Annotated in this window: 23 protein-coding genes; 19 read left to right on the forward strand and 4 right to left on the reverse strand. The window is 41.8% G+C overall.

What is annotated here, in order from left to right:
• Positions 1-105: 105 nt before the first annotated feature.
• Positions 106-690: an AAA family ATPase gene (locus tag MKX41_RS07400; protein WP_339804305.1), complete on the reverse strand. Its 585-nt coding sequence runs from the start codon at positions 688-690 to the stop codon at positions 106-108.
• A 232-nt stretch (positions 691-922) separates the two neighbouring features.
• On the opposite strand from MKX41_RS07400, the gene MKX41_RS07405 reads away from it, so the two are divergent.
• Positions 923-2,479 (forward strand): ABC-F family ATP-binding cassette domain-containing protein, encoded by a 1,557-nt coding sequence (locus MKX41_RS07405; RefSeq protein ID WP_042188035.1) that lies wholly within the window; start codon positions 923-925, stop codon positions 2,477-2,479.
• An 89-nt stretch (positions 2,480-2,568) separates the two neighbouring features.
• The gene (locus MKX41_RS07410) at positions 2,569-3,666 is read left to right on the forward strand and encodes a phosphotransferase (protein WP_340969330.1); all 1,098 of its coding nucleotides are present in this window, start codon (positions 2,569-2,571) and stop codon (positions 3,664-3,666) included.
• A 56-nt stretch (positions 3,667-3,722) separates the two neighbouring features.
• Here the strand turns inward: MKX41_RS07410 and MKX41_RS07415 are convergent, their stop codons facing one another.
• Positions 3,723-5,390 (reverse strand): ribonuclease J, encoded by a 1,668-nt coding sequence (locus MKX41_RS07415; protein ID WP_339803751.1) that lies wholly within the window; start codon positions 5,388-5,390, stop codon positions 3,723-3,725.
• Positions 5,391-5,515: 125 nt separating this feature from the next.
• Between MKX41_RS07415 and MKX41_RS07420 the strand changes: the two genes are divergently transcribed.
• The 10 genes from MKX41_RS07420 (at position 5,516) to MKX41_RS07465 (ending at position 15,300) form a co-directional block, all read left to right on the forward strand.
• Complete coding sequence (locus tag MKX41_RS07420) at positions 5,516-5,992, forward strand: GNAT family N-acetyltransferase (RefSeq protein ID WP_339248038.1); 477 nt, start codon at positions 5,516-5,518, stop codon at positions 5,990-5,992.
• Positions 5,993-6,083: 91 nt separating this feature from the next.
• Positions 6,084-6,617, forward strand: coding sequence for a TetR/AcrR family transcriptional regulator (locus MKX41_RS07425; protein WP_052404282.1), 534 nt, complete (start codon positions 6,084-6,086; stop codon positions 6,615-6,617).
• A 13-nt stretch (positions 6,618-6,630) separates the two neighbouring features.
• Positions 6,631-6,957, forward strand: a complete 327-nt coding sequence (locus tag MKX41_RS07430) for a DMT family transporter (protein ID WP_042188043.1) — start codon at positions 6,631-6,633, stop codon at positions 6,955-6,957.
• A 17-nt stretch (positions 6,958-6,974) separates the two neighbouring features.
• The gene (locus MKX41_RS07435; RefSeq protein ID WP_340969331.1) at positions 6,975-7,325 is read left to right on the forward strand and encodes a DMT family transporter; all 351 of its coding nucleotides are present in this window, start codon (positions 6,975-6,977) and stop codon (positions 7,323-7,325) included.
• Positions 7,326-7,600: 275 nt separating this feature from the next.
• Positions 7,601-11,464 carry a discoidin domain-containing protein gene (locus MKX41_RS07440; protein WP_340969332.1) on the forward strand — a complete coding sequence of 1,288 codons (3,864 nt, stop codon included), beginning with the start codon at positions 7,601-7,603 and terminating at the stop codon, positions 11,462-11,464.
• Positions 11,465-11,697: 233 nt separating this feature from the next.
• Positions 11,698-12,507: an alpha/beta fold hydrolase gene (locus tag MKX41_RS07445; RefSeq protein WP_340969334.1), complete on the forward strand. Its 810-nt coding sequence runs from the start codon at positions 11,698-11,700 to the stop codon at positions 12,505-12,507.
• A 19-nt stretch (positions 12,508-12,526) separates the two neighbouring features.
• The gene (locus MKX41_RS07450; protein WP_076285767.1) at positions 12,527-12,961 is read left to right on the forward strand and encodes a YciI family protein; all 435 of its coding nucleotides are present in this window, start codon (positions 12,527-12,529) and stop codon (positions 12,959-12,961) included.
• Entirely contained in the window at positions 12,958-14,220 is a 1,263-nt protein-coding gene (locus tag MKX41_RS07455) for an RNA polymerase sigma factor (protein ID WP_340969336.1), read from the forward strand. Before MKX41_RS07450 ends, MKX41_RS07455 begins: the two co-directional genes overlap by 4 nt.
• Before the next feature lie 50 nt (positions 14,221-14,270).
• Positions 14,271-14,612, forward strand: coding sequence for a DUF1801 domain-containing protein (locus tag MKX41_RS07460; RefSeq protein ID WP_076285765.1), 342 nt, complete (start codon positions 14,271-14,273; stop codon positions 14,610-14,612).
• 151 nt (positions 14,613-14,763) lie between these two features.
• Entirely contained in the window at positions 14,764-15,300 is a 537-nt protein-coding gene (locus MKX41_RS07465; protein WP_339248051.1) for a hypothetical protein, read from the forward strand.
• Between the two features lie 84 nt (positions 15,301-15,384).
• Here MKX41_RS07465 and MKX41_RS07470 read toward each other — a convergent pair whose 3' ends face one another.
• Entirely contained in the window at positions 15,385-15,819 is a 435-nt protein-coding gene (locus tag MKX41_RS07470; RefSeq protein ID WP_340974838.1) for a MarR family winged helix-turn-helix transcriptional regulator, read from the reverse strand.
• A 275-nt stretch (positions 15,820-16,094) separates the two neighbouring features.
• Here MKX41_RS07470 and MKX41_RS07475 point away from each other — a divergent pair, with 275 nt between their 5' ends.
• Both MKX41_RS07475 and MKX41_RS07480 read left to right on the forward strand, forming a co-directional pair.
• Positions 16,095-17,630, forward strand: a complete 1,536-nt coding sequence (locus MKX41_RS07475) for an MDR family MFS transporter (protein ID WP_340969337.1) — start codon at positions 16,095-16,097, stop codon at positions 17,628-17,630.
• Between the two features lie 196 nt (positions 17,631-17,826).
• Positions 17,827-18,480, forward strand: a complete 654-nt coding sequence (locus MKX41_RS07480; RefSeq protein ID WP_339248053.1) for a hypothetical protein — start codon at positions 17,827-17,829, stop codon at positions 18,478-18,480.
• Here the strand turns inward: MKX41_RS07480 and MKX41_RS07485 are convergent.
• Positions 18,471-19,556, reverse strand: coding sequence for a helix-turn-helix transcriptional regulator (locus MKX41_RS07485; RefSeq protein WP_340969339.1), 1,086 nt, complete (start codon positions 19,554-19,556; stop codon positions 18,471-18,473). The genes MKX41_RS07480 and MKX41_RS07485 overlap by 10 nt on opposite strands.
• Before the next feature lie 129 nt (positions 19,557-19,685).
• Here MKX41_RS07485 and MKX41_RS07490 point away from each other — a divergent pair, with 129 nt between their 5' ends.
• The 5 genes from MKX41_RS07490 to MKX41_RS07510 all read left to right on the forward strand — a co-directional run bounded on the left by MKX41_RS07490 (position 19,686) and on the right by MKX41_RS07510 (position 26,213).
• Complete coding sequence (locus tag MKX41_RS07490; protein WP_340969340.1) at positions 19,686-20,780, forward strand: saccharopine dehydrogenase family protein; 1,095 nt, start codon at positions 19,686-19,688, stop codon at positions 20,778-20,780.
• A 176-nt stretch (positions 20,781-20,956) separates the two neighbouring features.
• Complete coding sequence (locus MKX41_RS07495; protein ID WP_340969342.1) at positions 20,957-23,341, forward strand: polyprenyl synthetase family protein; 2,385 nt, start codon at positions 20,957-20,959, stop codon at positions 23,339-23,341.
• A gap of 145 nt (positions 23,342-23,486) precedes the next feature.
• Positions 23,487-24,302 carry a sugar phosphate isomerase/epimerase family protein gene (locus MKX41_RS07500; RefSeq protein ID WP_340969343.1) on the forward strand — a complete coding sequence of 272 codons (816 nt, stop codon included), beginning with the start codon at positions 23,487-23,489 and terminating at the stop codon, positions 24,300-24,302.
• Positions 24,303-24,319: 17 nt separating this feature from the next.
• Positions 24,320-25,393, forward strand: coding sequence for a Gfo/Idh/MocA family protein (locus tag MKX41_RS07505; protein WP_340969345.1), 1,074 nt, complete (start codon positions 24,320-24,322; stop codon positions 25,391-25,393).
• A gap of 13 nt (positions 25,394-25,406) precedes the next feature.
• Positions 25,407-26,213: an alpha/beta fold hydrolase gene (locus tag MKX41_RS07510; RefSeq protein WP_340969346.1), complete on the forward strand. Its 807-nt coding sequence runs from the start codon at positions 25,407-25,409 to the stop codon at positions 26,211-26,213.
• Positions 26,214-26,252 lie beyond the last annotated feature (39 nt).

Raw genomic sequence — 26,252 nt, forward strand, 5'->3', positions numbered from 1 at the left:
TCTCCAAACTTTTTGATATTATATTTTAATAGACCGGCAAGAGAGTTCTCTCTTTGCCGGTCTTTTTTTTCGTAAACGAATGATCATTGAAGAGCTAATTAATTCCTAGTCGTAGATAAAATGCTCCACCACAGCCACAGTCTTAGTTATGTCTGGATCAGAATTATCGATCACTTTCACATTAGAACGTGGAAGCGGCCACTTCACACTGCGGTTTCCAAATGATTTGCGAAATTCATCCCAATGCTGGAACTTCCATTCATCTAATGGTGATTGTCGATCGTGAATTCGTGTCCGATACAATTCCTCATTGGCTAGTTCGACCAAGACAACTTTAACCTCAACATCTTGCAGCGAACGTCCGATTCGAGATAACTCACTGCTGATCCAGTCAGGGTTGGCAGCTTCTTTAGTAAATGGCCCAACCACAAATGCATCTACATTCAGGCCTATATTGTCTAGCGCTGCATCCATCGTAATCCGGTAGCCCAAATCACGGCATAATCTTTTGTAATCGGCAGAGTCTCTGTCTGCCGGGTCCAATCCGTGAAAGGTCATAATGGCGTCAGCTGCTGGACGTAATAGAATATCCATATCAAAGAAGGGTACTTTACGCCGGGAAGCGATCGCTTTAGCTAATGTCGTTTTGCCTGCCCCAGCTGGCCCTAGAAAAAATACAAGTTTGTTCATCATTGTCTCTCCTTAGAACCTCAATTCAACTCCATAATGTATCTCTGCATACTATCATATAAAAGATAGTGAGTAATCGCCAGCGCAATATCTCAATCAGACAGATAGGAACAGACTATCTGAGATATTACGCGTTACGGTCCATAATATGATATTTTTTTGCTTCTCCATTGAGTTTTTGTGTAATCCTGCTTATAATATAGCGAGAAAAATAAGAAAAAGGTGTCCATAAATGAGCATATTAAATGTAGAAGGATTAAGTCATGGTTTTGGAGATCGTGCGATCTTCAAGGATGTTTCATTCCGTCTTCTAAAAGGCGAGCATATCGGATTATTCGGCGCTAACGGCGAAGGTAAATCCACTTTTATGAATATTGTTACAGGAAAGCTGCAACCGGATGAAGGTAAGGTCGAATGGTCCAAACGGGTACGTGTTGGCTACCTCGATCAGCATGCAGTGTTGACCAAAGGCATGACCATTCAAGATGTACTTAGAGGCGCTTTTCAATACCTCTTTGATCTTGAGCAAGAGATGAATGATATGTACGGCAGAATGGGTGACGTGTCGCCTGAAGAGTTGGAAAAGCTGCTTGAAGAAGTTGGTACGATCCAAGATACGCTTACAAATCAAGATTTCTACATGATCGATGCGAAGATACAAGAAACCGCGCGCGGTCTAGGCATCACAGATATTGGATTGGATCGTGACGTAGCTGATCTTAGTGGTGGTCAGCGTACCAAAATCTTGCTTGCGAAGCTGTTGCTTGAAAAACCAGATATTCTGCTCCTAGATGAGCCTACGAACTATCTGGATGAGCAGCATATTGAATGGCTGAGACGTTATCTTCAAGAGTATGATAATGCATTTATTCTGATCTCACATGATATGCCTTTCTTGAACAGCGTTATCAACCTGATCTACCATATGGAAAATCAAAAGCTGACTCGTTATGTGGGTGACTATGAGCAATTCCAACAGGTCTACGAAATGAGAAAACAACAGCTTGAATCTGCTTATAACCGTCAGAAACAAGAAATTGCAGAGCTGAAAGACTTCGTTGCACGTAACAAAGCAAGCGTAGCTACCCGTAACATGGCAATGTCCAGACAGAAAAAGCTCGACAAGATGGAAATTATCGAGATTGCAAAAGAGAAGCCAAAACCACAGTTTAACTTTAAAGAAGGTAAAACTGCAGGCAAGATGATTTTCGAAGCAAAAGAATTGGTTATCGGATATGACACACCGTTGTCCAGACCGCTTAATTTGTTAATGGAGCGTGGACAAAAGATCGCGTTGGTCGGTGCGAACGGGATCGGTAAAACCACCTTGCTTCGCAGCATCTTAGGCGAAATCCAAGCATTGTCCGGTTCGGTAGAACGTGGATACCATCAAGAGATTGGATACTTTGAGCAAGAAATGAAAGAAGGCAATTACAAGACTTGTATCGAGGAGATCTGGGATACATTCCCATCCCTGTCACAATTCGAAGTACGTGCTGCCCTTGCCAAATGTGGACTGACCACGAAACATATCGAAAGTAAGATTGCTGTTCTAAGTGGTGGAGAAAAAGCTAAAGTGCGTCTATGTAAACTCATTAACAGTGAGACCAACATTCTCGTATTAGATGAGCCGACGAACCACTTGGATATCGATGCCAAAGATGAACTGAAACGTGCGCTGAAAGCATATAAGGGAAGCATTCTCATGATCTCTCACGAACCAGATTTTTATCAAGACATTGTGACCGATATCTGGAATTGCGAAGATTGGACAACAAAAGTATTCTAATAAGCAAATCTTTATTGAACAAGCCTATGAGGTGTTAACGAATCAGTTACGCTTTATAGGCTTTTTTATGGATAGTGGGGAGGGTCTATGTGTTAGAGAATAAAATGGATCAGCTTAACATCAGTGTTCAACGAATTTTTGGAAAACAAGAAATAGAAATAGTCAATTTCACATGCGAGGATTTAGATTATAAAACACCTAACTTTACAACAGCGGGTATCTTTCATCTTCAGGGTATCGCACTAATTAATAACGAGCAGCTTCCATGGTCAATCATATTAAAAATCATTAAGTCTGATAGTGTAGAAAAAGAGGATCCAGCACATCACAATTACTGGCGACGAGAAGCCCTAGTCTTTGAATCTAAGATTCTGGATGAGCTTCTTAGCTCAATCCAAGCTCCTAAGTGTTATCTTGTTGAAGAACAAGTAGATGGTACCGTATGGTTATGGATGGAACGAATTGAAGGGGGATTTGCACATACGAAGGAGCAGTTTGATATTATCGCTGAACGGTTAGGCCGATTTAATGGAGCTTATCTTTCAGGAAAGAACACTCCTAATAACCAATGGATATGTAGAAGCTGGCTTAGATCTTGGACTACCGCAAGTAAAATGTATGCACCTAACCCTGAAGAATATATTCATCAATTACATAGAGACAATGACCGAAGCCTTTGGGTTTGGTTCCAAGACTTCACGAAGCGGATAGACAGTAACTTGAATGCTCTCCATCACTTGCCGCGAGTATTAGCCCATCAGGACCTCAGTCAAAGGAATATGCTGTTAACTCAAAACGGAGAGTTAGTCTTGATAGACTGGCAATTTATGAGCATATCAGGTTTAGGTGAAGATCTTGGTAAAATGTTTGGTGTAAATATGAGTCTTGGTGTGATTCCCATCCATCGTTACGAGGAATTCAAAGAGTCTTTATTCCATTCGTATATCAAAGGATTAAAGGCTAGCGGATGGCAAGGGGACGAATCCCTTGCAAGATATGGTTATTGTTTAAGCACTGCTTTACGTAGTGTCTGGGAAGTGCCACAATACTTTTCTCTAAATGCTCAGCTACAATCTGACCTGTTAAACGCTAATCTTCAGGAGCGGGTTAATCGGCTAGAGCAAATCATTATTATTCATCAAAAAATGACGCTAGAAGCAGAGACATTGAAATTATGGACAACATAGTTCTTAATTCTCATTAGATATGAAAAAGGAGCCCCTATTACAGGAGCTCCTTTTTGCTACACCTCAATAATGATGGGGAGAATCATTGGACGTCGTTTCGTTTTTTCGTACAGGAATCTACTTAGGGTCTCCTTGATGGTCTGCTTGATGATATTCCACTCGCCTAGGTCAGCCTCACTCATCTTTTGAAGGGTAGAGGTTACCAGCTTGTTGATCTCCTCCATTAAAGTTTCTGAGTTACGGACATAGATGAATCCTCTGGATATGGTATCCGGATCGTTTAATAAACGTCCATCTTCTTGGCTTAATGTAATCACTGTAATCAAAATACCGTCTGCTGACAGCTGGCGACGATCGCGAAGAACGACATTACCAATATCTCCAATCCCAAGGCCATCCACTAGGGTTTGTCCAGCTGCCACTCGGCCAGATTGACGGACGACACCCGATGATGACTCGACGATATCTCCATTTTTTAGAATAAAGATATTATTGGGGTTAACACCAACTGCCTCTGCTAATAAGCTGTGATGATGTAGCATACGGTATTCACCATGAATCGGTATGAAATATTCAGGTTTCATCAAGGTTAACATTAACTTAAGCTCTTCTTGGCTTGCATGCCCAGATACATGAAGCTCGCTGCGTGATCCATAGATGACTTTAGCGCCAAGCACGTATAAATTATCGACGATTCTAGATACATTGCGTTCATTCCCGGGAATGGGATTAGCTGCTATCAGAACGGTGTCTCCTGCCTGGATTTCCATCTGCCTATGACTTGCGTTAGCCAGTCGCGATAACGCAGCCATGGGCTCTCCTTGACTGCCTGTACATAATACAGTTACTTGCTCTGGAGGGAGTTTGGCAGCTTCTGTAGGCTCGATCAGCATGTTATCTGGAATGCTCAAGTACCCGAGTTCCTGGGCTACTCGGACAACATTAACCATACTTCTGCCAAGTAAGGTTAATCTACGATCGGTTAAACGAGCAGCTTCAATGATCTGTTGTAGACGGTGTACATTTGAAGCAAAGGTAGAGATAAATATTCTACGGTCAGCTTTCATGAATGCTTCTTCTATATGAGCGCCAACGAGTTTTTCAGAGGGGGTGAAGCCTGGGCGTTCTGCATTGGTACTCTCTGAGAGCAGGAACTTTACACCATTCTTCCCGATGTCAGCCATTTTATGTATATCGGGATACTGCTTATTAACAGGGGTCATGTCAAATTTGAAATCCCCTGTATGAACAACGGTCCCTTCTGGGGTATCGAATACAACACCAAGGCAATCCGGAATACTATGATTGGTATTAAAGAACGTTGTAGTAATCGCTCCTAGCTGTAAAGTAGACTCAGAATCAATGACATGAAGCTTGGTCTGACGTAATATTCCGTGTTCCCTCAGTTTATTTTCAATTAGACCTAAGGTTAACCGAGATGCGTAGATCGGAAGATTTAATTGTTTGAGTAGATACGGAATTCCTCCAATATGATCCTCATGTCCATGTGTAACTACTAATGCTCGAATCTTATCAAGATTACTTAATAAATACGTAACATCAGGAATAATGAGGTCAATCCCCAGTAGACTTTCGTCCGGAAATTTAGAACCGCAATCAATGACAATAATATCATCTGCATATTGCAGGAAATACATATTCTTACCAATTTCATTCACACCGCCTAATGCTGCAATCCAGAGCTGCTTAGCTGCCACTTTCATTAAAGTCCCTCCTTTTATAAATTCACCTATATTATGTATGAAATCCTTTATAATTATCCTTTCATTGAGGTGGTACAATAGTATAACAATAGATTGATATTCAAAAGTTAGGGGACAGATTGATCATGAACATCAGAAGAATACATAAGAACGATAATCGTGCGATTGAACAGATTATTAGGAGCTGTCTGATTGAGTTTGGCGGGAATAGGGCAGGGCTTGCGTGGGAAGATGACAGCCTGCATCATTTATATGAGTATTACAATCATAGTGATAATCAGGCCTATTGGGTTGTAGAAGAAGATGGAAATATATTGGGCGGGTGTGGCATTGCGCCTTTCGGCAATGAGGGCGACATATGTGAGTTGCAAAAAATGTACTTATCTCAGTCTGTTAGAGGTAGAGGGATATCTTCCGAACTCTTAAATACGGCTCTGGATTTTGCCAAGCTATATTACAACAAATGTTATTTGGAGACATTACAGAACATGCATGCGGCTAACCGTTTTTATATGAAAAACGGCTTCGAACTTTTAGATGCCCCATTAGCTGGCTCAGAGCATTTCGCATGTGATGCTTGGTATATTAAAGAGTTAATTTAATTATGGTTTAGTAAGCCTGGATTAGCAGGCTTATTTTTTATTTGACAATAAAACCGTCCAGACGGTATAGTAAATATCAGGGGTGATCAATGTGAACAGTAATTCTAAACGTAAAACTATTTTATTGGCGGCTTCCACAGTTGTTAAAAATAATGGAGTAGAGAAGCTTACGCTTGAAGCTGTGGCTAAAGAAGCCGGGGTCAGTAAGGGCGGGCTACTGCACCATTTTCCAAATAAAGAAGCTTTGATCATAGGGATGGTCGAAGATCTAACGAACCATTTTTTTACCAATGTTCAAGATAGAGCAATGAGCGAAACGGTTGAAAAAGGGAAGTGGAGTCGTGCTATTACTAAAGCCATGGATGATGATATTAAAGAGGGCAAAGAGATTGGTACCGCGCTTCTCGCTGCTCTTTTCACAAATCCAGATATTCTTAACAAATTTCAAAGTCAATATGCAACATGGCAACAAAACATAGAGAACGATGGCATTGATCCTGTACGCTCCACTATCATTAGGTTGGCAGCAGATGGGTTATGGTATTCCGAAATGTTCGGATTAGGTGTGTTAGATGATGAATTACGCACGAAAGTCATTCAAGAATTGATAAATATGACGAAGTAAGGAGAGGTTATCTTTGAATTCATATGTATTACTTGCAACAGCGATCATCTGTGAGGTATTTGGCAGTTCAATGCTAAAAGTGTCTAACGGGTTTAAAAGGGTATTCCCATCCATTGGCGTGATCCTTGGTATGGGCTTAGCATTTTATAGTCTTTCTTTAGCGTTAAAAACAATTCCATTAGGTACAGCTTATGCGATTTGGTCAGGGGTGGGCACAGCTTTGACAGCTATAATTGGCGTAGTTATTTATAAGGAGAATTTTAATCGTAAGAAATTACTAGGTCTACTACTTATTATTGGTGGTGTAATCATTATGAAGCTCTCAGGTGGGGCTCATTAGAATTTGGAGGCTGCAGCATGAAAAGAAATGTAGGATATATTGCTCTAAGTATAGCGATTGCTAGCGAAGTCGTAGGGACTACTATGTTGAAAATGTCAGAAGGATTCACGCAATTACTCCCTTCTATAGGGGTTATTATTGGTTTTATTATTGCTTTTTATAGTTTATCCATAAGCCTTAGAGAATTAGCGTTAAGCTTAGCTTATGCGATTTGGTCGGGTGTAGGTACTGTTCTAACTGCAATTGTGGGTATTGTCGTGTGGGGAGATCCATTTGGTATTCTTACTTTTGCCGGAATAGTATTAATAGTAGGAGGAGTGGTATTATTAAACTCTCCTGCCAAAGGTGAAGACAAAGTACGGGCCTGATAAATCAGGCTCTTTTTTTATTTTTAAACGGATGTCATAGATTCCATAAATCGCATAGTTTCGCGATAATGGTATCACTTACCTTTTCCGTAGAATTACATCTTATAGTTTGAGCTACTATTTATCTATAATGAGTGTGTCTGAAAGTGAAGGGAGGGTGTGGTTCTTTTTAATGTGCTCTGGATGATCTCTATTGAAAACGCTACCATTTGAGCACTCTGATAGGTTCGTGAATTTTTGAGAATCTAACATATTTAAGGAGGATTAAAATTAAAATGCGTAACAAGTATGTTGTATGGTCGCTGGTAGTATCCATGCTGATTTCAAGTTTATTCTTGGCTGCGGGCCCACTTAATTTTGTTTCAGCCTCCGGAGGACCAAACCTGACACTCGGCAAAAATGTAACTGCGAGCGGTCAATCACAAACTTATAGTCCTGACAATGTTAAAGACAGTAATCAAAGCACGTATTGGGAAAGTACGAATAATGCATTCCCGCAATGGATTCAAGTCGATTTAGGTGCAAATACGAATATTGATCAAATCGTTCTAAAGCTCCCTTCTGGCTGGGAGACGCGGACGCAAACATTGGCTGTTCAAGGTAGCACAAACGGTTCGACATTCACGAATATTGTAGGTTCTGCGAATTATGAATTCAATCCATCAGTGGCAGGGAACAGTGTTACCATCGACGTTGCCTCAACCAGTACGCGTTATGTTCGTCTGAATGTAATGAGCAACACAGGTTGGCCGGCAGCTCAGCTCTCTGAATTCGAGATTTACGGCGCTAGTGGCCCTATTGCTACTCCAACTCCATCGCCTTCCGGCACTTATGAAGCTGAATCTGCTTCACTGTCTGGAGGAGCTAAAGTGAACACGGATCATGCCGGTTACTCCGGCGCGGGCTTCGTGGATGGATATTTGACACAAGGTGCAACAACGACATTCACGGTTAACGTGCCAGCAGCAGGTAGTCGTGAGGTGACATTGAAATACGCTAATGCAAGTGGCAGTGCAAAGACAATTAGTGTCTATGTCAATGGTGCTAAAATTGGCCAGACCTCATTATCTAACTTACCAAATTGGGATTCATGGAGCACTAAAGTAGAAGTTCTTAATCTAAATGCGGGTAACAACACCATCGCATATAAATATGATTCTGGTGATTCTGGCAATGTTAACCTTGACCAAATCACTGTAGCGTCGACGACAACAACACCACCTGCAACACCTACTCCGACACCGACAGCCACACCAACACTAACACCAACACCAACACCAACAACCACACCAACACCGACGGTCACACCAACACCTGCACCGGGTAGCAATATTGCTGTCGGCAAGACGATTACCGCTTCTTCCAGTACACAAACGTTCGTAGCAACAAATGCGAACGATAATGACACAAGCACGTACTGGGAAGGTGGCAGCTATCCGAGTTCGCTCACCCTCGACTTAGGGGCGAACCACAATATTACGTCAATCGTTTTGAAGCTGAATCCAGCCTCTGCATGGAGTACTCGCACACAAACGATTCAGGTGCTCGGTCACAATCAAGACACGACTACCTTCGGTAATTTGGTATCAGCTCAATCGTATACGTTTAATCCAGCTTCGGGCAACACAGTAACCATCCCGGTTACGGCAACGGTTAAACGTCTGCAGTTGAATATCACTTCGAACTCTGGTGCTCCTGCTGGGCAAATCGCGGAGTTTCAAGTATTCGGTACACCAGGGGCGAACCCTGATCTAATGATAACGGGTATGTCCTGGTCACCTACTACTCCTGTCGAGACAAGTGCAATTACATTAAATGCAGTTGTTAAGAACAACGGTAATGCTAGCTCCGCAGCAACCACTGTCAACTTTTACTTAAACAATGAGCTCGTTGGATCTGCTCCAGTAGGTTTATTAACTGCAGGCGCATCAACAACAGCCTCAATGACATTAAACGCTGGAGCCAAAACCGCTGCGACCTATGCTCTCAGCGCTAAAGTAGATGAGAACAATGTGATTTTCGAGCAGAACGAAGGGAATAACAGCTATACGAACGGGGCATCTCTTGTTATCGCTCCAGTCTCCAGCTCTGACTTAGTTGGTGTGACTACATGGACACCAAGTAATCCAGTGGCTAATAGTACAGTAGCTTTTACCGTAAATCTCAAGAATCAAGGAACCATTGCTTCTGCAAGCGGTTCTCATGGTGTTACTGTAGCTCTTAAAAACTCAGCGGGTACCACGATTCAAGCATTTAATGGATCCTATTCCGGGACCCTTGCTGCTGGAGCTTCCGTTAACGTCACGATTCCAGGGACATGGACAGCAGTAAACGGTAATTACACTGTAACCACTACTGTTGAAGTGGATGCTAATGAGGTAACAGCGAAGCAATCAAACAATATAAGCACAACTAATCTGGTGGTCTATGCTTTACGTGGTGCAAGCATGCCTTATAGTCGGTACGATACCGAAGATGCTACTCTCGGTGGTGGTGCTACGTTGAAATCAGCACCTACGTTTGATCAAGCACTAATTGCTTCAGAAGCATCTGGTCAGCGTTATGTAGCGCTTCCTACAAACGGCTCGAACGTGGGATGGACAGTCAGACAAGGACAAGGCGGCGCGGGTGTGACTATGAGATTTACTATGCCTGACTCTTCGGATGGTATGGGACTGAATGGTTCACTTGACGTGTATGTGAATGGAGTAAAAGTCAAAACGGTATCGTTGACATCCTACTACAGCTGGCAGTATTTTTCGGGCGATATGCCTGGTGATACTCCTAGTGCTGGGCGTCCGCTCTTCCGATTTGACGAAGTCCACTGGAAATTGGATACTCCCCTTCAGCCTGGAGATATCATCCGTATTCAGAAGAACAATGGAGATAGCTTGGAGTATGGTGTTGATTTCCTCGAAATCGAACCCGTTCCTACTGCAGTCGCTCGTCCGGCGAACTCCGTGTCAGTGACAGATTATGGTGCTGTAGCAAATGATGGTCAGGATGACCTTGCAGCTTTTAAAGCAACGGTGAATGCAGCTGTTGCAGGCGGTAAGAGCATGTATATTCCTGCCGGAACATTTAATCTTAGCAGCATGTGGGAAATTGGTTCTGCCAGCAATATGATTAACAACTTTACGGTGACAGGTGCTGGAATCTGGCATACGAACCTCCAGTTTACTAATCCTAATGCGGCGGGAGGCGGTATTTCACTCCGTATTAGCGGCAAGCTAGATTTTAGTAATGTTTACATGAATTCGAATTTGCGATCCCGTTATGGACAAAATGCAATTTACAAAGGATTTATGGATAACTTTGGTACAAATTCAATTATCCATGATGTCTGGGTAGAACATTTTGAATGTGGCATGTGGGTAGGCGACTATGCTCATACACCTGCTATTTATGCCAGTGGGCTTGTGGTTGAAAACAGCCGGATTCGGAACAATCTTGCCGATGGTATCAACTACTCCCAAGGCACTAGCAATTCGATTGTTCGAAACACCAACGTAAGAAATAACGGTGACGATGGTCTTGCAGTATGGACTAGTAACACCAATGGTGCTCCGGCGGGTGTAAATAACACATTCTCCTACAACACGATTGAGAATAACTGGCGTGCAGCAGCCATAGCATTCTTTGGAGGCGGCGGTCATAAGGCTGATCACAACTACATCATCGACACTGTAGGTGGTTCTGGTATTCGTATGAACACCGTTTTCCCTGGTTACCATTTCCAGAATAATGCGGGCATTGTTTTCTCAGATACTACGATTATCACAAGTGGTACCAGTAAAGATCTGTATGGTGGAGAACGTGGAGCCATCGATTTAGAGGCATCGAATGATGCCATCAAGAACGTCACCTTTACCAACATCGATATCATCAATACACAACGCGATGCAATCCAGTTCGGTTATGGTGGTGGATTTGAGAATATCGTGTTTAACAACATCAATATTAATGGTACTGGGCTTGATGGTATTACTACTTCACGTTTCTCAGGGCCACATCAGGGTTCGGCAATCTATACCTATACAGGCAATGGTTCAGCAACGTTTAACAACCTGACGACTACGAATATCGCTAACCCCAACCTGAATTATATTCAGAGCGGTTTTAATCTGACGATTCATTAAGCGATAGTATGAGGGAGGAGTTCTTCGGAACTTTTCCCTTTTTTTATATTGTGGATAGTGAAAATTTAAAACTTCGGAGAAGGATATTAACTTGATGAGCAAGAAATAAATGGTAGGATATAGTATTTATCTCATAAGAAATAAATTTTTAGGAATGTGTCGATTTCATCATCTTCCGTTCGTCGTTTAAATAGAAGTCCGGATATCAGACGTTAAAGCGAAGGAGAGATGAAATGCATTTAGTAACTTCAATGGACGGAACTAAGATTGCCTATGACAAAATGGGTCAAGGGCCAGCACTTATATTAGTGACAGGTGCATTTAGTTACCGAAAATTCCCAGGTCAAGTACAGTTATCTGATCTGTTGTCTGAGAATTTCACAGTCTTCAATTACGATCGACGAGGTCGTGGCGATAGCGGAGACACTCAGCCATACGCAATAGCTCGTGAGATCGAAGATCTGCAGGCTATAATTAATGCGGCCGGAGGATCGGCATATGTCTGGGGATTGTCTTCTGGAGCAGTTCTTGCTCTACAAGCAGCAGCGGATGGAGCAAATATTACAAAATCAGCTCTGCATGAGCCTCCATTTGTTGTCGATGCTTCGGATCCTAAGCCGCCCCTAGATTTCGTAATGAATGTTACTGAGCTTATTGCTACAAATCGCCGATCTGAGGCAATTAAGTATTTTATGACTAAAGGTATGGGAGCACCTGCGTTTGTTGTTAAATTGATGCGCTTAATGCCAAGTGTATGGTCTAACCTAATGGCTGTAGCGCACACTCTTCCCTATGATGCTGTTTTATTGGATGGGTATATGGACGGAAAGCCGCTTCCTGCCACCTTGTGGAGCACAGTTACCATTCCAACGCTGGTCCTCGAAGGTACGGAGAGTCCTGTTGGCTTACGGCATGGTGCTCAGGCAATAGCTAAAGTACTACCTAATGCGAAACTATTAAGTAAAAAGGGGCTAGGTCATACGAAGAAACTCAATACAAGGATCATTTCAACTGAGCTTACTGCATTCTTTATGGGAAATTAAAAATAGGAGGGATACACCTATGAGATTTATGATGATTGTTAAAGCTACCACAGATTCAGAGGCGGGAATTATGCCTAGTCAAGAACTGATTGATGCTATGCAGAAGTATAATGAGGAATTGGTGAAAGCAGGTGTGTTGCTGGCAGGCGATGGATTGCAACCGAGTTCCAGTGGTATTCGAATTTCATATCCGGAAGCTGGCGGCAAACCGAAAGTTATGGATGGTCCGTTTACAGAAGCTAAAGAAATGATCGCTGGATATACGCTGATTGAGGTCAAATCAAGAGAAGAAGCCATTGAATGGGCTTTACGTATGCCGGACCCTCATGGATTTGGCCAAGGAGAGATTGAGTTAAGGCAGGTATTCGAGCCGGGGGAATTAATGGACGATCCCGAAACATTGGCGAAAGAAGTAGCACTTCGTAAACAGGTTGAGGAGCATAAGCAAACGTGAGTTTCTCCCATACGCATCGAACGATTGATACAATATGGCGAATGGAATCGGCAAAAATCATTGCGGGTTTAACGCGCATGGTACGGGACGTAGGTCTCGCAGAAGATCTTGCTCAGGACGCATTAGTAATTGCCCTTAATCGATGGCCAGAGACGGGGATTCCAGATCATCCAGGTGCTTGGCTGATGACCACCGCGAAACGGCGTGCGATTGATCTTATTCGCAGGACCAAGCTTCGAGATCAGAAATACGTAGAGGTTGCACATAGCATGGATTTATACACTGAGGTAGACATAGATGATGCGTTAGATGAGGAGATCAGTGACGATCTCCTTCGTCTGATCTTTATGACCTGTCATCCGGTGTTGTCACAAGATGCCAGAGTAGCCCTGACCCTTCGACTGTTATGTGGATTGACGACAGATGAAATCGCACGTTCTTTTCTAGTCGCCGAATCAACGATTGCTCAGCGAATTGTTCGGGCGAAGAGAACCCTAAGTGCTAACAAGGTTCCTTTTGAGGTACCCGTTCAAGAAGAGCTTAAAGACCGTTTGTCTACGGTGCTTGAAGTCCTTTACCTAATGTTTAATGAAGGATATTCTGCAACCTCTGGAGTGGATTGGATCCGTCCGCTGTTATGCCAGGAGGCGCTGAGATTAGGACGGGTACTAGCTGAGATTAACCCTTATGAACCTGAGGTTCATGGACTGGTCGCCCTTATGGAGATTCAATCCTCGCGTTTTAGGACGAGGGTTAATAGCAAAGGGGAACCTATTCTACTAATGGATCAAAACCGGGCACAGTGGGATCAATTACTGATCCGTCGTGGTCTGGCTGCTTTAGAGCGTAGCCGAAAGCTTGGTCGTCCGCCGGGACCTTACTCGCTTCAGGCTGCGATTTCTGCTTGTCATGCACAGGCGACTACTGCAGCAGAGACAGACTGGATCCGTATTTCTGCACTGTACGAAGCGCTCTCGAGAGTCATGCCTTCGCCAATTGTCGAATTAAACCGAGCGGTCGCCATATCCATGGCGTTCGGCCCAACCTTTGGACTGCAAATTGTGGATGAGCTAAATACTGAACCATCTATGAGGGAATATCATCTGCTGCCCAGCGTTCGTGGTGATCTTCTGCTGAAGCTGGGTCGATATGATGAGGCTCGTACAGAGTTTGAACGTGCCGCATCCTTGACTGGGAATGAACGTGAAAGGATTCTTTTGCTGAATCGGGCGGCAGCGTGTAACTTAGGAACATCGTAGTTAATTCAATATTATTTTAAACCGGTACGTACATAAAGGAGAGATAAAATATGAATCAAGAAGTCATCGATTTTATTGAAGCATTAAAAGAACCATGGCAGGTGGAGTTATCTACTAATCTTCGTGAGGTTGTTCACCAAGCAATCCCAGATGTACAGGAACGAATTCAGTATAAGAAGCCTCATTTTTTGAAAAATGGTAAGTACGCAGCAGCTATTTCAACTTCGAAAGATGCAGTAAGCTTTGTTATTTTTAATACGAATGAACTTGAGTTTCCAGAAGGGATATTCGAGGGCCCTCCGGAGAGAAAAACACTGAAACTACGAAAAGGGGATACAGTGGATACGGCTCAATTAGTGGCTTGGGTTAGCCAATCCTCAGCTTCCCTTTAATTGCAAGATTCATGATGTAGGACGGTATCTCAAAGTCATTTGACTTCATGGGATATCGTCTTTTTTGGACGAATTTGGCTCCAGCAATACATAATCATTCAATAAATTGTGAAAAATACATCAAGAGCTAGCAATGAAGGGAATGAAACCCATGAAGATATTAAAACAAACTTGTTTGCTACTGCTTACGGTCCTTGCACTTAGTGCATGCTCAAGACCAGTAGCAGATAAATCCCAGCTACCACCTCCAACGGTTGTGCCAAGTGGAGCTGAGGAAAGATTTAGCCTTGAGGAACTTGCCACTTTGATTGGAAAAGAGGATGCTCAAGTTGTCCAAGCTCTCGGCAAAGGCGCACCTAATCGTAATGAAGGTACGAATTCTACTCTTTTATCCCGCGAATATAACGAGAAGATTGTGAATCACGAAGCAAATCTTCAGGTCTCCTATGATCACACTGGAAAAGTGATTGGAGAGACGATTCATTTTGAAGAAGCTACCAAGGAAAAATTAACGCAAGAGATAACGCAACAGCTTGGAGAGCTTACGACTAAGAGTGAAGGTAACACAGCAGATATAGAAAAAGAAGGCGAAGGTACAAACTTTCGTAGGGTATGGCAGACGGATAATGCCAAAATTTCTTTAATTGAATCCAATGGAAAGCTATCTATTTCCATAGATACGAAGTAACATTCGAATAATGTGAGAAAAAAAGGACAATACCCATTGTAATTAGACAATGGGTATTGTCCTTTTTTGATGAATAATTAAGGCTTAAGAGGAAGAATTATTGTTTGTTGCGGAGCTTAGACGATGAATCTGCTCTTCCAGAACCACACTTGCTTTGCCAACAAATTGTGTAATAAGTTCAAGCTCTTCATCCGAGTAGGTGGAAGCTAATTTAAGCATCTCGGCATGCAGGGGAAGGTAGGCATTCCCGACCTCATTATTTTCATACAAAGGGACAATAATTACCTTACGACGGTCACTGGGGTCATTTTGTCTGCGAACAAAACCATTATTTTCAAGTCGATCAATTAATGCCGTAACACTGCCTGTAGCCAGTCCGGTTAGTTTGGACAGTTCACCAGCGGTGATGGGACCTCTTTCATGGAGGATATCTATGGATAGATAATCATTATTATATAACCCAAGTGAAGCTGCCACATTTTGCTGATATAGTATCGTTCGACTTCCTAGACCCCGCATACGCAAGGTGAAGTTTTCTTGCTGATTTTTCACTTGATTGTGTCGATCTCTTGACAAAAGAGAGCCCTCCTTTTAAAATATTAATATCTTGATAAACGAGATATTAGACAATAAAGATACTCGATGAACGTACGATTAATTGAATTCATTTTATCGGAATTATTAAAGTTTTGCAAAAGGTAATGCATCAAGAAGTTTAGAGAGAGGTTGGTGTGCGATCTTATAACGATAAGATTAAATTCGAAATTAAGGAAAAGTGGAGGGAACAAAAGAGAATGGTAAAGAACTTGGAGAAGAAAAATAATGTAGGGATTATTATAGCGGCTCTATTGCTGGCCACACTTATGGCATCCATGGATAACACTATATTAGCAACTGCAATGGGAACAATCGTAGGGGATCTTGGCGGTTTTGACAAACTGATGTGGGTGACTTCTGCTTATATGATAGCTGAGATGGCAGGAATGCCGATTTTCGGAAAATTATCGGATATGTATGGCCGCAAGCGTTTCTTTATTTTCGGAATTATTGTATTTATGATCGGATCTGCTTTATGTGGTACCGCAAACTCTATAGTTCAGCTGAGTATTTATCGTGCGATTCAGGGTATTGGTGGAGGAGCACTAGTTCCAATTGCGTTCACCATCATGTTCGATGTGGTTGCTCCGGAAAAACGGGGGAAGATCGGTGGATTATTCGGAGCAGCTTATGGTATATCAAGTATTTTCGGACCCCTTATTGGCGCTTACATAGCGGATTACATTCATTGGTCTTGGGTCTTTTACATCAACTTACCTATAGGTGTTATTGCCTTCTTTTTGATTGCTTTCTTCTACAAAGAGTCTGTTGAGCATTCCAAGGAAAAGATCGATTACCTAGGTGCGTTTACACTTGTAGCTTCCATCCTATGTCTCATGTTTGCGATTGAGCTGGGTGGTAAAAAATATGCTTGGGACTCTGCTATGATTTTAGGATTGTTCTTAGCTTTTGTAGTGTTTATCGTGGGATTTATTTTTATCGAACGTCGTGCAGAAGAACCCATCATTACTTTCGGCATGTTCAAGAATCGTCTTTATTCTACGAGTAATGTTATGGCTATATTTAGTGGAGCAGCATTTATTACAGCCTCGGTGTACATTCCAATCTACATTCAAGGGGTGCTTGGCGGCTCAGCAACGAATTCGGGTCTTGTTCTACTTCCTATGATGCTCGGCTCCGTTATCACTGCAGCGGGGGGCGGATTCCAGCTCTCGAAGTTCAATTATCGCGCCATCATGATATCGACGTTAATACTGCTTGTTTTAGGTATCGCCTTGCTAACCACATTAACACCTGATTCTTCACGGTTCATGGTCACCATATTTATGTTTCTAGTAGGTCTTGGAATAGGTTCTTCATTCTCTGTTCTAAGTAACGCAGCCATTCATGGATTTACAGCAAGGCAGCGTGGTTCCGCAAGTTCGACACTTAGTTTTACAAGGGAGCTTGGAATGACACTAGGCATAACAGTATTCGGTATTATCCAAAGTCATTTGTTTTCGAATAAATTAACATCCATGTTCAGTAGCGGTGGTGCGGCACCTATAGGGGTAAATTTAAGCGATCCAAGTACTATTTTGACTCCGGATACTCGTGAGAAAATCCCTACTGAAGTACTTGATAAGATTACAGAGGGATTATCCTCATCGCTTGTTCACACTTTTGCATGGGCAATTATTCCGTCTGTTATAGCTCTACTGGCTGCATTTGTGATGAGTAAGGAAAAGTTTGATCCGGCTTCTGAATTGGGAGAGTATACGGCTTCGCATTAAAGGTTGGCTGCTTTGCAATATTAACGAATGCACTAGTGAGATGTTACATTTAAACAGATTGAGCCCTCTATTCATAGGTGCTCAGTCTATTTTTTTAAAACAATGATTTACATTATATTCCTATTGTAATATTATCAAATTTGACGATTGTAAAATTAGATGATATTAGAATTAATTGAAGGTAGGAGGATTTTTCGTGTCAATTGTAGGTATTTTAGGAGTGGTTCACGATGATGAACTTAGGCAAAAATATCATTTTTCTTTAGAGTTCATAAAGGATTTAATTTTAGAGTTTAATCCAGATATTATTTGTGGAGAAGTCCTTCCTAGTAGTTGGGAACATTATAAGAAGGACAGTAATTACCGTGGATATTGGGGAGAACCTGCAAGTGAATATTGGGATCTCATTTTTCCTTTGTGTAAAGAAGAGAATTATGAATTTGTCCCTATTGATTGGGTTGAATTGGATGTTTGGACAGATTTTGATCCTTTTAATAGCTATAAAGAAGATCAGAGAAAAGAATTGGAATATGAGTTAGAGCAATGGTTTCAAAGACAGCTTTCAACAGTGGATTCAAGTGCAATCCCCTTTAATTCATTAGAATATGACACTATTACAAGACAGAAGTATGAATGGTTAGAACGAATCAATCCGCAAGCACATCAGTTCAGATGGTTGTGTAGACATCTTATAATGATTCAACGAATCAAAAACGCCATAAAAGGCCACTCAGAGAAAAGAATCTTGTGTATTGTAGGTGCAGACCATAATCATTCGTTATATGAAGGATTAATTACAGAGAAGGACATACAACTTGTATATCCTTTATCTCGTATTACTCAAGCTTGAGCAATATTGTAGCGTGAATGCAAATACCAAATAAGTTCTCTACGGCTGCTGACACCTGATTTGCTAAAAATAGATTTTAAATGATCTTGGACGGTGTATGCAGAAATATGGAGTGCAGAAGCCAATTCTTTAGTGGATAATCCTCGAATTACACCGTGTAATAGCTGTTGCTCACGTTCCGTCAAACCATAAGCTTCAGCAATGATGGGGAGCATGTCAGCAGGACGCGCGGGTTCGAATGAAATGGCAATTTGGTTCTGACCGTTGGAAGCCTTAAGAAGACTTGCCCGAACGACTAAATAGGGCCCCTCAGTCATACGAATGCATGCCTTCGCTATCCCCATAGATTCGGAAGGGCTGTTTAACGCTTGCGTGCTTACAGCACGGATTGGACGAGGTAGAACATGAGCCTCGATCATTTCCAATGAGCGGAGTTTGCCTAACCAGCGATCCGCTGCGGGATTGGAGGAAAGAAGAGCCAAGTCATCAGATAGTACTGCAATCCCGGAACCATAATGATCCTCAAGCCAAGTCTCATCTCTCTCCGGAAGTTCAAGACTGAAAGCCCGCATTCTGGCTGCAATCAAAGGGATGAGTGAGGTGATCCAATCACACTCCTCTTGTAAGAATTCCGATTGATCTGCATTCCTGTACAGCGTCAAATATCCCCAACAAGATTCGCCAAGAATAAGGACTGCACGTAGTTCATCCCCAAAGCCTGCAGGAGACAAAACCTTTTGATAGCGTGCACTCCGTTCGGGTTGCTGTTTAGTTGCTTCATATATTGTAGCGACGAGGAGCTTGGTATGAACCATTTGCTCATAGGTGTTAACATCATCCTCACCGTATTCGATCTGGAACAAGTGGGGATGAATGGACTCTACATTGTCTTCAGTAACCGCACCTGTCGAAAGCAATGTCTGTGGATCAACATGAGTACAGCAGGCAGCATCAAAGGGAACTGCTTCACGTAAGAGAGACAGCAAGGAAGTACGGTAGTTGTGAGAAGAATCAGTAACCATACCTAGCTTAACGATTTGTTTCTTTATTAGAATGAATTGTTTATGGGTATTCATTGAGTAGCCCTCTAGTCCTTAATGGATTATATCGAACTCCCACATTTGTGGGATAGTGAACGGAAGCGAAATCCGTATAATTGAGAATGATTCTTAATCAACTCTATTATATAGGATGCGGTGATAATAATGCAGGAAAAAGAAGATATTGTTGTTGTTGGTGGTTATGGACATGTAGGGCGTACCATATGTGAAATATTAGAGAAGAAGTATCCAGGTAAAGTATTTGCTGCAGGGAGAAGTCTTGAAAAAGCAGAGAGGTTCAGTCAATCTACTCACGGCAGGATCAAGCCATTAGAGTTAGATATTAATAAGCCGATACCTCCACATTTACTAGATCAAGTGAAGCTAATCATTATGTGTTTGGATCAAACGAATACGGATTTTGTAAAAGCCTGCTTTCGCAGCGGTACGTATTATGTGGATGTATCAGCGAGTGGTCCGTTTTTATCTCAAATTGAGGCGTTATACGAAGAGGCTGCACGACATGGATCTAGTGCCGTTCTTAGTGTAGGGCTTGCACCCGGCATAACCAATCTAATGGCTCTTGAAGCGGAAAGATTGATAGAACAGACGGAGGACATCGAAATCGCGATTATGCTCGGACTTGGTGATTCTCATGGTAAGGCGGCGATCGAATGGACAGTGAATAGTTTAGGAGAAAAGTTTGAAGTTAAGCAGAAGAATCGTCAGGTAGAGGTAGAGAGCTTCACCGATAGAAAGTCATATCACTTTGGTGACGATTTAGGGAATCGCCATGCCTATCGTTTCCCATTCTCAGATCAACAGACGCTTGCCCGAACGCTCAAAGCATCGTCCATCTCCACACGATTTTGTCTGGACTCAGTTTTCGTTACTAAAATGCTGGCTATAGCCAAAAAAACAGGGGCCGTTCGTTTGTTAAAGACAAGCTGGGTGAACAGGTGGATGGTTCGTGCTATGGAGCGGCTGCATATTGGGAGCAACCAGTTCGCTATCAAGGTTGAGGCTCGTGGAAAAAATCGAGAGGGGAAGCCAATGCATGCTGATTTAATATTGCAAGGAAAGAATCAATCCATCATCACTGCAAAAGTGACAGCAGCAGTATCAAAGCTCTTCTATGATTCTCCATTTCCAGGCGGCGTTTATCATATCGAGCAGATAACAGATTTAGCATATATACAAAAGGAATTAGGATCGACGCTCTCGCTAAAGATCCAAGTAAAGGAGCATAATGCAGATTAATCTAAATAGAATAATTTGTGTATAGTTATTTTGAAAGAAGCTTGATTAGTCAAGCTTCTTTTTCGTAACCCAAAAGAGTTTTGACCGTATTAACTGATGAACATTTCATTCAGGAAGAAATTCTGTTCTTCCCTAATGGGTCATGTTAACAAAAAGAGAAGTTGAGGTCATCACCTATGAATGAAAAATTTACAGATTACGCCGATACAGGATATTCGATCGCTGAGCAGAAGGCAGCTCAGTATTTTGCATCTCTTCGTGAACAGTTCAAAGAAAAAACTTATGTGTCTACCTTGATTGAAGATTTTCAATTGTGGAAGAAGAACCATATTCATCGCCGTTCATGGTTGTCCTTTTTATCAAGAGGCAAGAGGAAACCAGATTCTCAGGATTATCATAGATATCTAGGATGGCTGAATCAGACCGGTAAATTGGATGATTATTTGGATCGAAGTGTTTCCTATCTTTATATGAGAGATCTGGGGCAAGCTTTGGATTCACCGAATACACAGCTCCGGATTAAGCGTATGGTTGCCGACATTAGAAATCAAATGATTCTTCCAGGCTCCACAAGTTCGGAGGATCAGTCAGATTTCATGAATTTCACCGGGATTTACCGTTGGGCTCAGAAGGAAGGCGTTGAAACGGCCACGATTTGGGTGATAGACAAACTTAAGCGGGTATCAGCACATCTTCCGAAGGAAATGAATCCCGAGCAAGCGCAACGTAAATTAATCAAGATCATTATTGGGGTGATTCTCCATGTGATGGAAGAGATGGACGATGACGTACCACCTGTGGAGCGATCTAAGAGGATTGGTGAAGCCATTAGACTTGGTTATTCATATGGCCTAACTTATCCATTCATTGATGATCTCCTTGATTCCAGTGTCTTAACCGACCAAGAGAAAGAACAGTATTCTCATATGATACGCACTGCGATCCTTAATAGAGTTGTACCGGAATTGGGTGAATGGTCCGGAGAGAACATGCCGTTCATTCGATTTGTACATTCGGAGCTCAAGGAGGCTTTTGAGTATATTAGAGGGTATCAGCGGGAAGAAATGCAGGATGCATTTTTCGAGCAGTCTTTTGTATTTTTCCATTCTCAGGAATTGGATCGTATGAAGGATCTTTCTAACTCTGAATACAGCAATGAAGAGCTTTTCATACCCATCATTTTAAAATCCTCTTCTTCCCGTTTAATTGTCCGATCCGTAATTAGTGCTCCAGCAGATGACGAATTTGATCAACGTACCTTTTTCTATGGGTTATATAATCAACTGGCTGATGATTTTGCGGATATGTTTGACGATATGAAAGCGGGAGCGGTAACCCCCTATACTTATTATTTAAAATACCGTAGTCAACGTACAGATCTGATCAATCCTTTTGAATTATACTGGACGGTCATTTCCCATTTAATACACACTGTGTATCGCTCTGATCCTAAAACCCGTGAAGTAATATTAGATCGCGCCATTAATGGTCTCAAGCGATGTAAAGAACGTGTAGGAATTGAGAAGTATAAAGAGATCATGGAGATTTTTGTCTCTGGTCAACCAGCATTTAATCGGCTTGTCCAGCAGATGGTGCAGAAAGCGGACGATGTGGATTTTTTCGATAAACTGCTTCGGGATCAGTTGCTTTTGAATCTAAAAAACAGCAAAAAGGAAAAAGTGGAATTTCGGGATACGATCCAAAATGTTCGCGATCAAATCAATAAACAATTGCTGATAGCCAAGCCAGACGGGACGCCAGAAATGAAAGAGTTGCTTATTGATGCGGCTAATTATAGTCTAGCAGGCGACGGCAAGCGGATAAGACCTATATTGACTTGGGTCATGGGTGTTAACGAATATGGTCTAGATGCATCCGCAATTGTGCCGCTTCTGAGATCTTTGGAATATATGCATACCGCTTCTCTAATCTTCGATGATCTTCCATCCCAGGATAATGCTTCAACCCGAAGAGGTCGTGCAACTCTACACGAAATGTATACTAGTTCAACGGCGGAATTAACCGGACTATTTCTGATTCAGAAGTCGATCGAGGAACAGGCGTCACTTCATTCTTTTGATGCAAAAGCGGTGCTAGCCTTGATGCAATATTCAGCCCAAAAAGCAGAAGATACATGTATGGGTCAGGCAATGGATCTGAATTCTAAGGGAAAAGCATTGACGCTAGAGCAATTAAATATGATTTGCTTTTATAAGACCGGAATTGCATTTGAAGCTTCACTAGTGATGCCAGCGATTCTGGCTCAGGTTAAGAAAACTGAAGTTCTGGCTTTGAAAAAATTTGCCTATCATGCGGGGATTGCCTTTCAGATTAAAGATGATTTGCTCGATTTGGAAGGAGATCATCATTTACTAGGTAAGCCGATAGGTCAGGATGTGGAGAATAACAATTCAACGTTTGTATCTATCCTTGGTGCTGACGGCGCAAGAAAAGAGATGTGGGAACACTACTGTCTCGCTATGGAAGCGTTAAAGGAGATCCCTCGTAATATTGCTTTTCTGAAGCATTTATTGAATTACATGATTAATCGAAATCGATAATTGATTCTAAAGTGTTGGCATTATTGCCAGCGCTTTTTTATATTTTTTGCAGATTATTAGTTCTTTTTTTGTAATTGAATTTTATTGTTTATAATCGAAATTACGTGTATGATGAAGTTGAAAATAGATAAAGGAGGTGTAACTTGTGAAGTTAGGAATTTTCTCAAAAGTATACTTGAACTATGAACTGGAGAGCGCCTTACACAAAATCAAAGCGCAAGGCATGAGTAGCGTTCAATTCAATTTTGCTAATGTAGGACTGGAAAGCTTGCCTAAAGAGATTAGTCAGGAGACCATCCATCAAATCAGAGAAGCAGTAATTAACAGTGGAGTTAGCATTGCTGTGATCTCAGGAACGTTTAATACGTTAGAGCTAAATGAGGAGAAGAAAGTTAAAAATCAGCAGTGTTTTAAAAATGTAGTTGAGGCTGCAGCTGCATTAGCTGTTCCGTATGTTTCGATTTCTACGGGTAGTTTGAACCAAGAAGATTTCTGGAGTTCTCATCCTGACAATCATACAGTGAGGGCATGGTCACTATTGCATGAAAGTCTTGCGTGGATGCTGAAAATTGCAGAAGACAACCAAGTAACGTTAATATTTGAACCTGAACAAGCCAATGTGGTGAGTACGGCAGAAGTTGCTTTGAGACTATTACAAGATCTAGACACACCCTATCTTAAGGTTTTGTATGATGCAGCAAATCTAGTAACCCCACAGGATCATAAGGACCTCTTAGGTAAGATTTCAAAAACGCTAACAGCGCTGAAGGAGCACATTGCCATTGCGCATTGCAAAGATGCTTTTGTAACCGAAGAGAAGATCACTTTTGCACCGGTGGGTAAAGGAAACTTGCCCTTAAAGGAATATCTAAATGAATTAAGTAAGGTTTATGACGGTCCTGTTATTATGCATGGGTTAGCTGAGGGCGATGTAGAACATGCTTTGAATTTCTTTAACTAGAATAGGAGGACATGAATATGAAAAAGGAAAACCAATTGTTGAACATCGGCGTATTAGGTTGCGGTCAGATTTCACAAGCGGCGCATTTTGACTCTATAAGGCGTTCACGTAATGCTCACCTTTATGCAATATGCGATGTAGATGAATACTTGCTCCAAAGAATGAATGCTATCTATGAACCTGACAAGATATATACGGATTATGAACAAATGCTGGCGGACTCGAGCGTACATGCTGTAGTTATTGGGATTGCCGATCAATTTCATGTGGAGGCAGCTAAACAAGCCGTGCGTGCAGGTAAACATGTCTTGGTAGAAAAGCCTCTAGGTGTATCCATCGAAGAAGTGGAAGAATTAAAAGAGCTTGTGGATCGTACCGATCTCAAAGTGCAAGTGGGGAATATGAAGAGATTTGACCCCGGTATAGTAGCAGCTAAAGAGTTTGTAGATCATGAAATGGGTGAGATTATTGGCCTAAAAGCTTGGTATTGTGATTCCACCTATCGATATACCGTTACTGAGAATGTTCAGCCAGTGATTATATCCGGTGAAAAAATAAAGAGACCTGCTGGAGATCCAAAAGCGAACAAGGAACGCTATTATATTTTAGGTCATGGAAGCCATTTGTTCGATACCGCAAGATATCTTGGTGGAAATATTGTAAGTGTGAAAGCATGGAATACGCAAAAGTTCGGTGCCTATTGTTGGTTTATTACTGCGGAGTTTGAAAGCGGCTTTGTAGCTCAATTGGATTTGACCATTGCGGTTCGGATGGATTGGCATGAAGGATTCCAAATTTATGGTGAATTCGGATCAGTAGTAGGAAAGACATACAACCCGTGGACATTAAAATCAAGCGATGTAGAAATTTTCAAAGCTAGTGATAACAGCTACCATAGACCGCTTGGAGCAGATGGTCATTTTTATAGATTGCAGATTGAAGGGTTCGCAGATTCAGTTCTGCATAACAAGCCAGGTGTAGGTGCAACGATTGAAGATGGGATTGCTACGATGAGAGCGATGCTCGCTGTGGAAGAATCGGTGAAGACCGGAAATACGATTTATCTAAGTGACGTTTCTGGTTCTTTGTAAAGGAGGGGAGAATATGCCTTACTTTATCTACGAGCACATTCGATTTTATTATGAAGATGATGGAGGGGATGGAGAGCCTTTTATATTTCTACATGGTCTGGGCGGTGACGTTAATCAAACTTTCGGTTTAATGAAGCAAACAGATCACATACGAAGGATCTCACTAGATTTTAGAGGTCATGGAAAGACTGTAGCGTTTGGACATGCGGATGACTTTTCTTTTAAACAATTCGCCGAAGATGTGATGGCTTTAACGAAACACCTTCATATCCGTCCATTTAATATTGGAGGGATTTCCACAGGTGCTGGGGTGTCGCTTCATTTGGCATTGAGGTACCCGGGTAGCGTTAAGAAGCTTATTTTGTCACGTCCAGCCTGGAAGGATAAGCCGCAAGAGGTGTTGATTCGTGAAGCCTACGCCAAAGTTCATGATGTACTGCAGGATACAGATCCTCTGACCGCTCAAAATAGATACGAAAATTCAGAGGTCTATAAATCTATAAATTCAATATCTACTTATGCGGGTGAATCCCTATTAGGGCAGTTTAAATATCCTTATGTAAAAGAAACCTCGATGAAGTTTGTGAAGCTGCCAATGGATTGTCCTAATCATGATCGTGAGGCTTGGAAGAACTTAAAGCTGCCCACATTGATCCTTGCTAGTCAACTTGATCCAATTCATCCATACGCCTACGGACGATTACTCTCAGAATATATCCCAAACGCTCAATTTATTGAGATTACTTCAAAAACGATCAGTAATAAGCAACATAATCAAGATTCTTATGAGGCTATTGAGAACTTTTTAAATGAAAGATGAGCACAAGCTTCAAAAGTGTTCATCTTTTTTTGTACAAAT

The sequence above is a fragment of the Paenibacillus sp. FSL R5-0475 genome (genome assembly GCF_038004585.1).
In the GTDB taxonomy this organism is placed as follows: Bacteria; Bacillota; Bacilli; order Paenibacillales; family Paenibacillaceae; genus Paenibacillus_AQ.

Coding starts and splice junctions, on each gene's coding strand:
- MKX41_RS07400 (WP_339804305.1), bottom strand. CDS start 690: ATGAACAAACTTGTATTTTTTCTAGGGCCAGCTGGGGCAGGCAAAACG.
- MKX41_RS07405 (WP_042188035.1), top strand. CDS start 923: ATGAGCATATTAAATGTAGAAGGATTAAGTCATGGTTTTGGAGATCGT.
- MKX41_RS07415 (WP_339803751.1), bottom strand. CDS start 5,390: ATGAAAGTGGCAGCTAAGCAGCTCTGGATTGCAGCATTAGGCGGTGTG.
- MKX41_RS07420 (WP_339248038.1), top strand. CDS start 5,516: ATGAACATCAGAAGAATACATAAGAACGATAATCGTGCGATTGAACAG.
- MKX41_RS07435 (WP_340969331.1), top strand. CDS start 6,975: ATGAAAAGAAATGTAGGATATATTGCTCTAAGTATAGCGATTGCTAGC.
- MKX41_RS07440 (WP_340969332.1), top strand. CDS start 7,601: ATGCGTAACAAGTATGTTGTATGGTCGCTGGTAGTATCCATGCTGATT.
- MKX41_RS07445 (WP_340969334.1), top strand. CDS start 11,698: ATGCATTTAGTAACTTCAATGGACGGAACTAAGATTGCCTATGACAAA.
- MKX41_RS07450 (WP_076285767.1), top strand. CDS start 12,527: ATGAGATTTATGATGATTGTTAAAGCTACCACAGATTCAGAGGCGGGA.
- MKX41_RS07460 (WP_076285765.1), top strand. CDS start 14,271: ATGAATCAAGAAGTCATCGATTTTATTGAAGCATTAAAAGAACCATGG.
- MKX41_RS07465 (WP_339248051.1), top strand. CDS start 14,764: ATGAAGATATTAAAACAAACTTGTTTGCTACTGCTTACGGTCCTTGCA.
- MKX41_RS07470 (WP_340974838.1), bottom strand. CDS start 15,819: ATGCGGGGTCTAGGAAGTCGAACGATACTATATCAGCAAAATGTGGCA.
- MKX41_RS07475 (WP_340969337.1), top strand. CDS start 16,095: ATGGTAAAGAACTTGGAGAAGAAAAATAATGTAGGGATTATTATAGCG.
- MKX41_RS07485 (WP_340969339.1), bottom strand. CDS start 19,556: ATGAATACCCATAAACAATTCATTCTAATAAAGAAACAAATCGTTAAG.
- MKX41_RS07490 (WP_340969340.1), top strand. CDS start 19,686: ATGCAGGAAAAAGAAGATATTGTTGTTGTTGGTGGTTATGGACATGTA.
- MKX41_RS07495 (WP_340969342.1), top strand. CDS start 20,957: ATGAATGAAAAATTTACAGATTACGCCGATACAGGATATTCGATCGCT.
- MKX41_RS07505 (WP_340969345.1), top strand. CDS start 24,320: ATGAAAAAGGAAAACCAATTGTTGAACATCGGCGTATTAGGTTGCGGT.
- MKX41_RS07510 (WP_340969346.1), top strand. CDS start 25,407: ATGCCTTACTTTATCTACGAGCACATTCGATTTTATTATGAAGATGAT.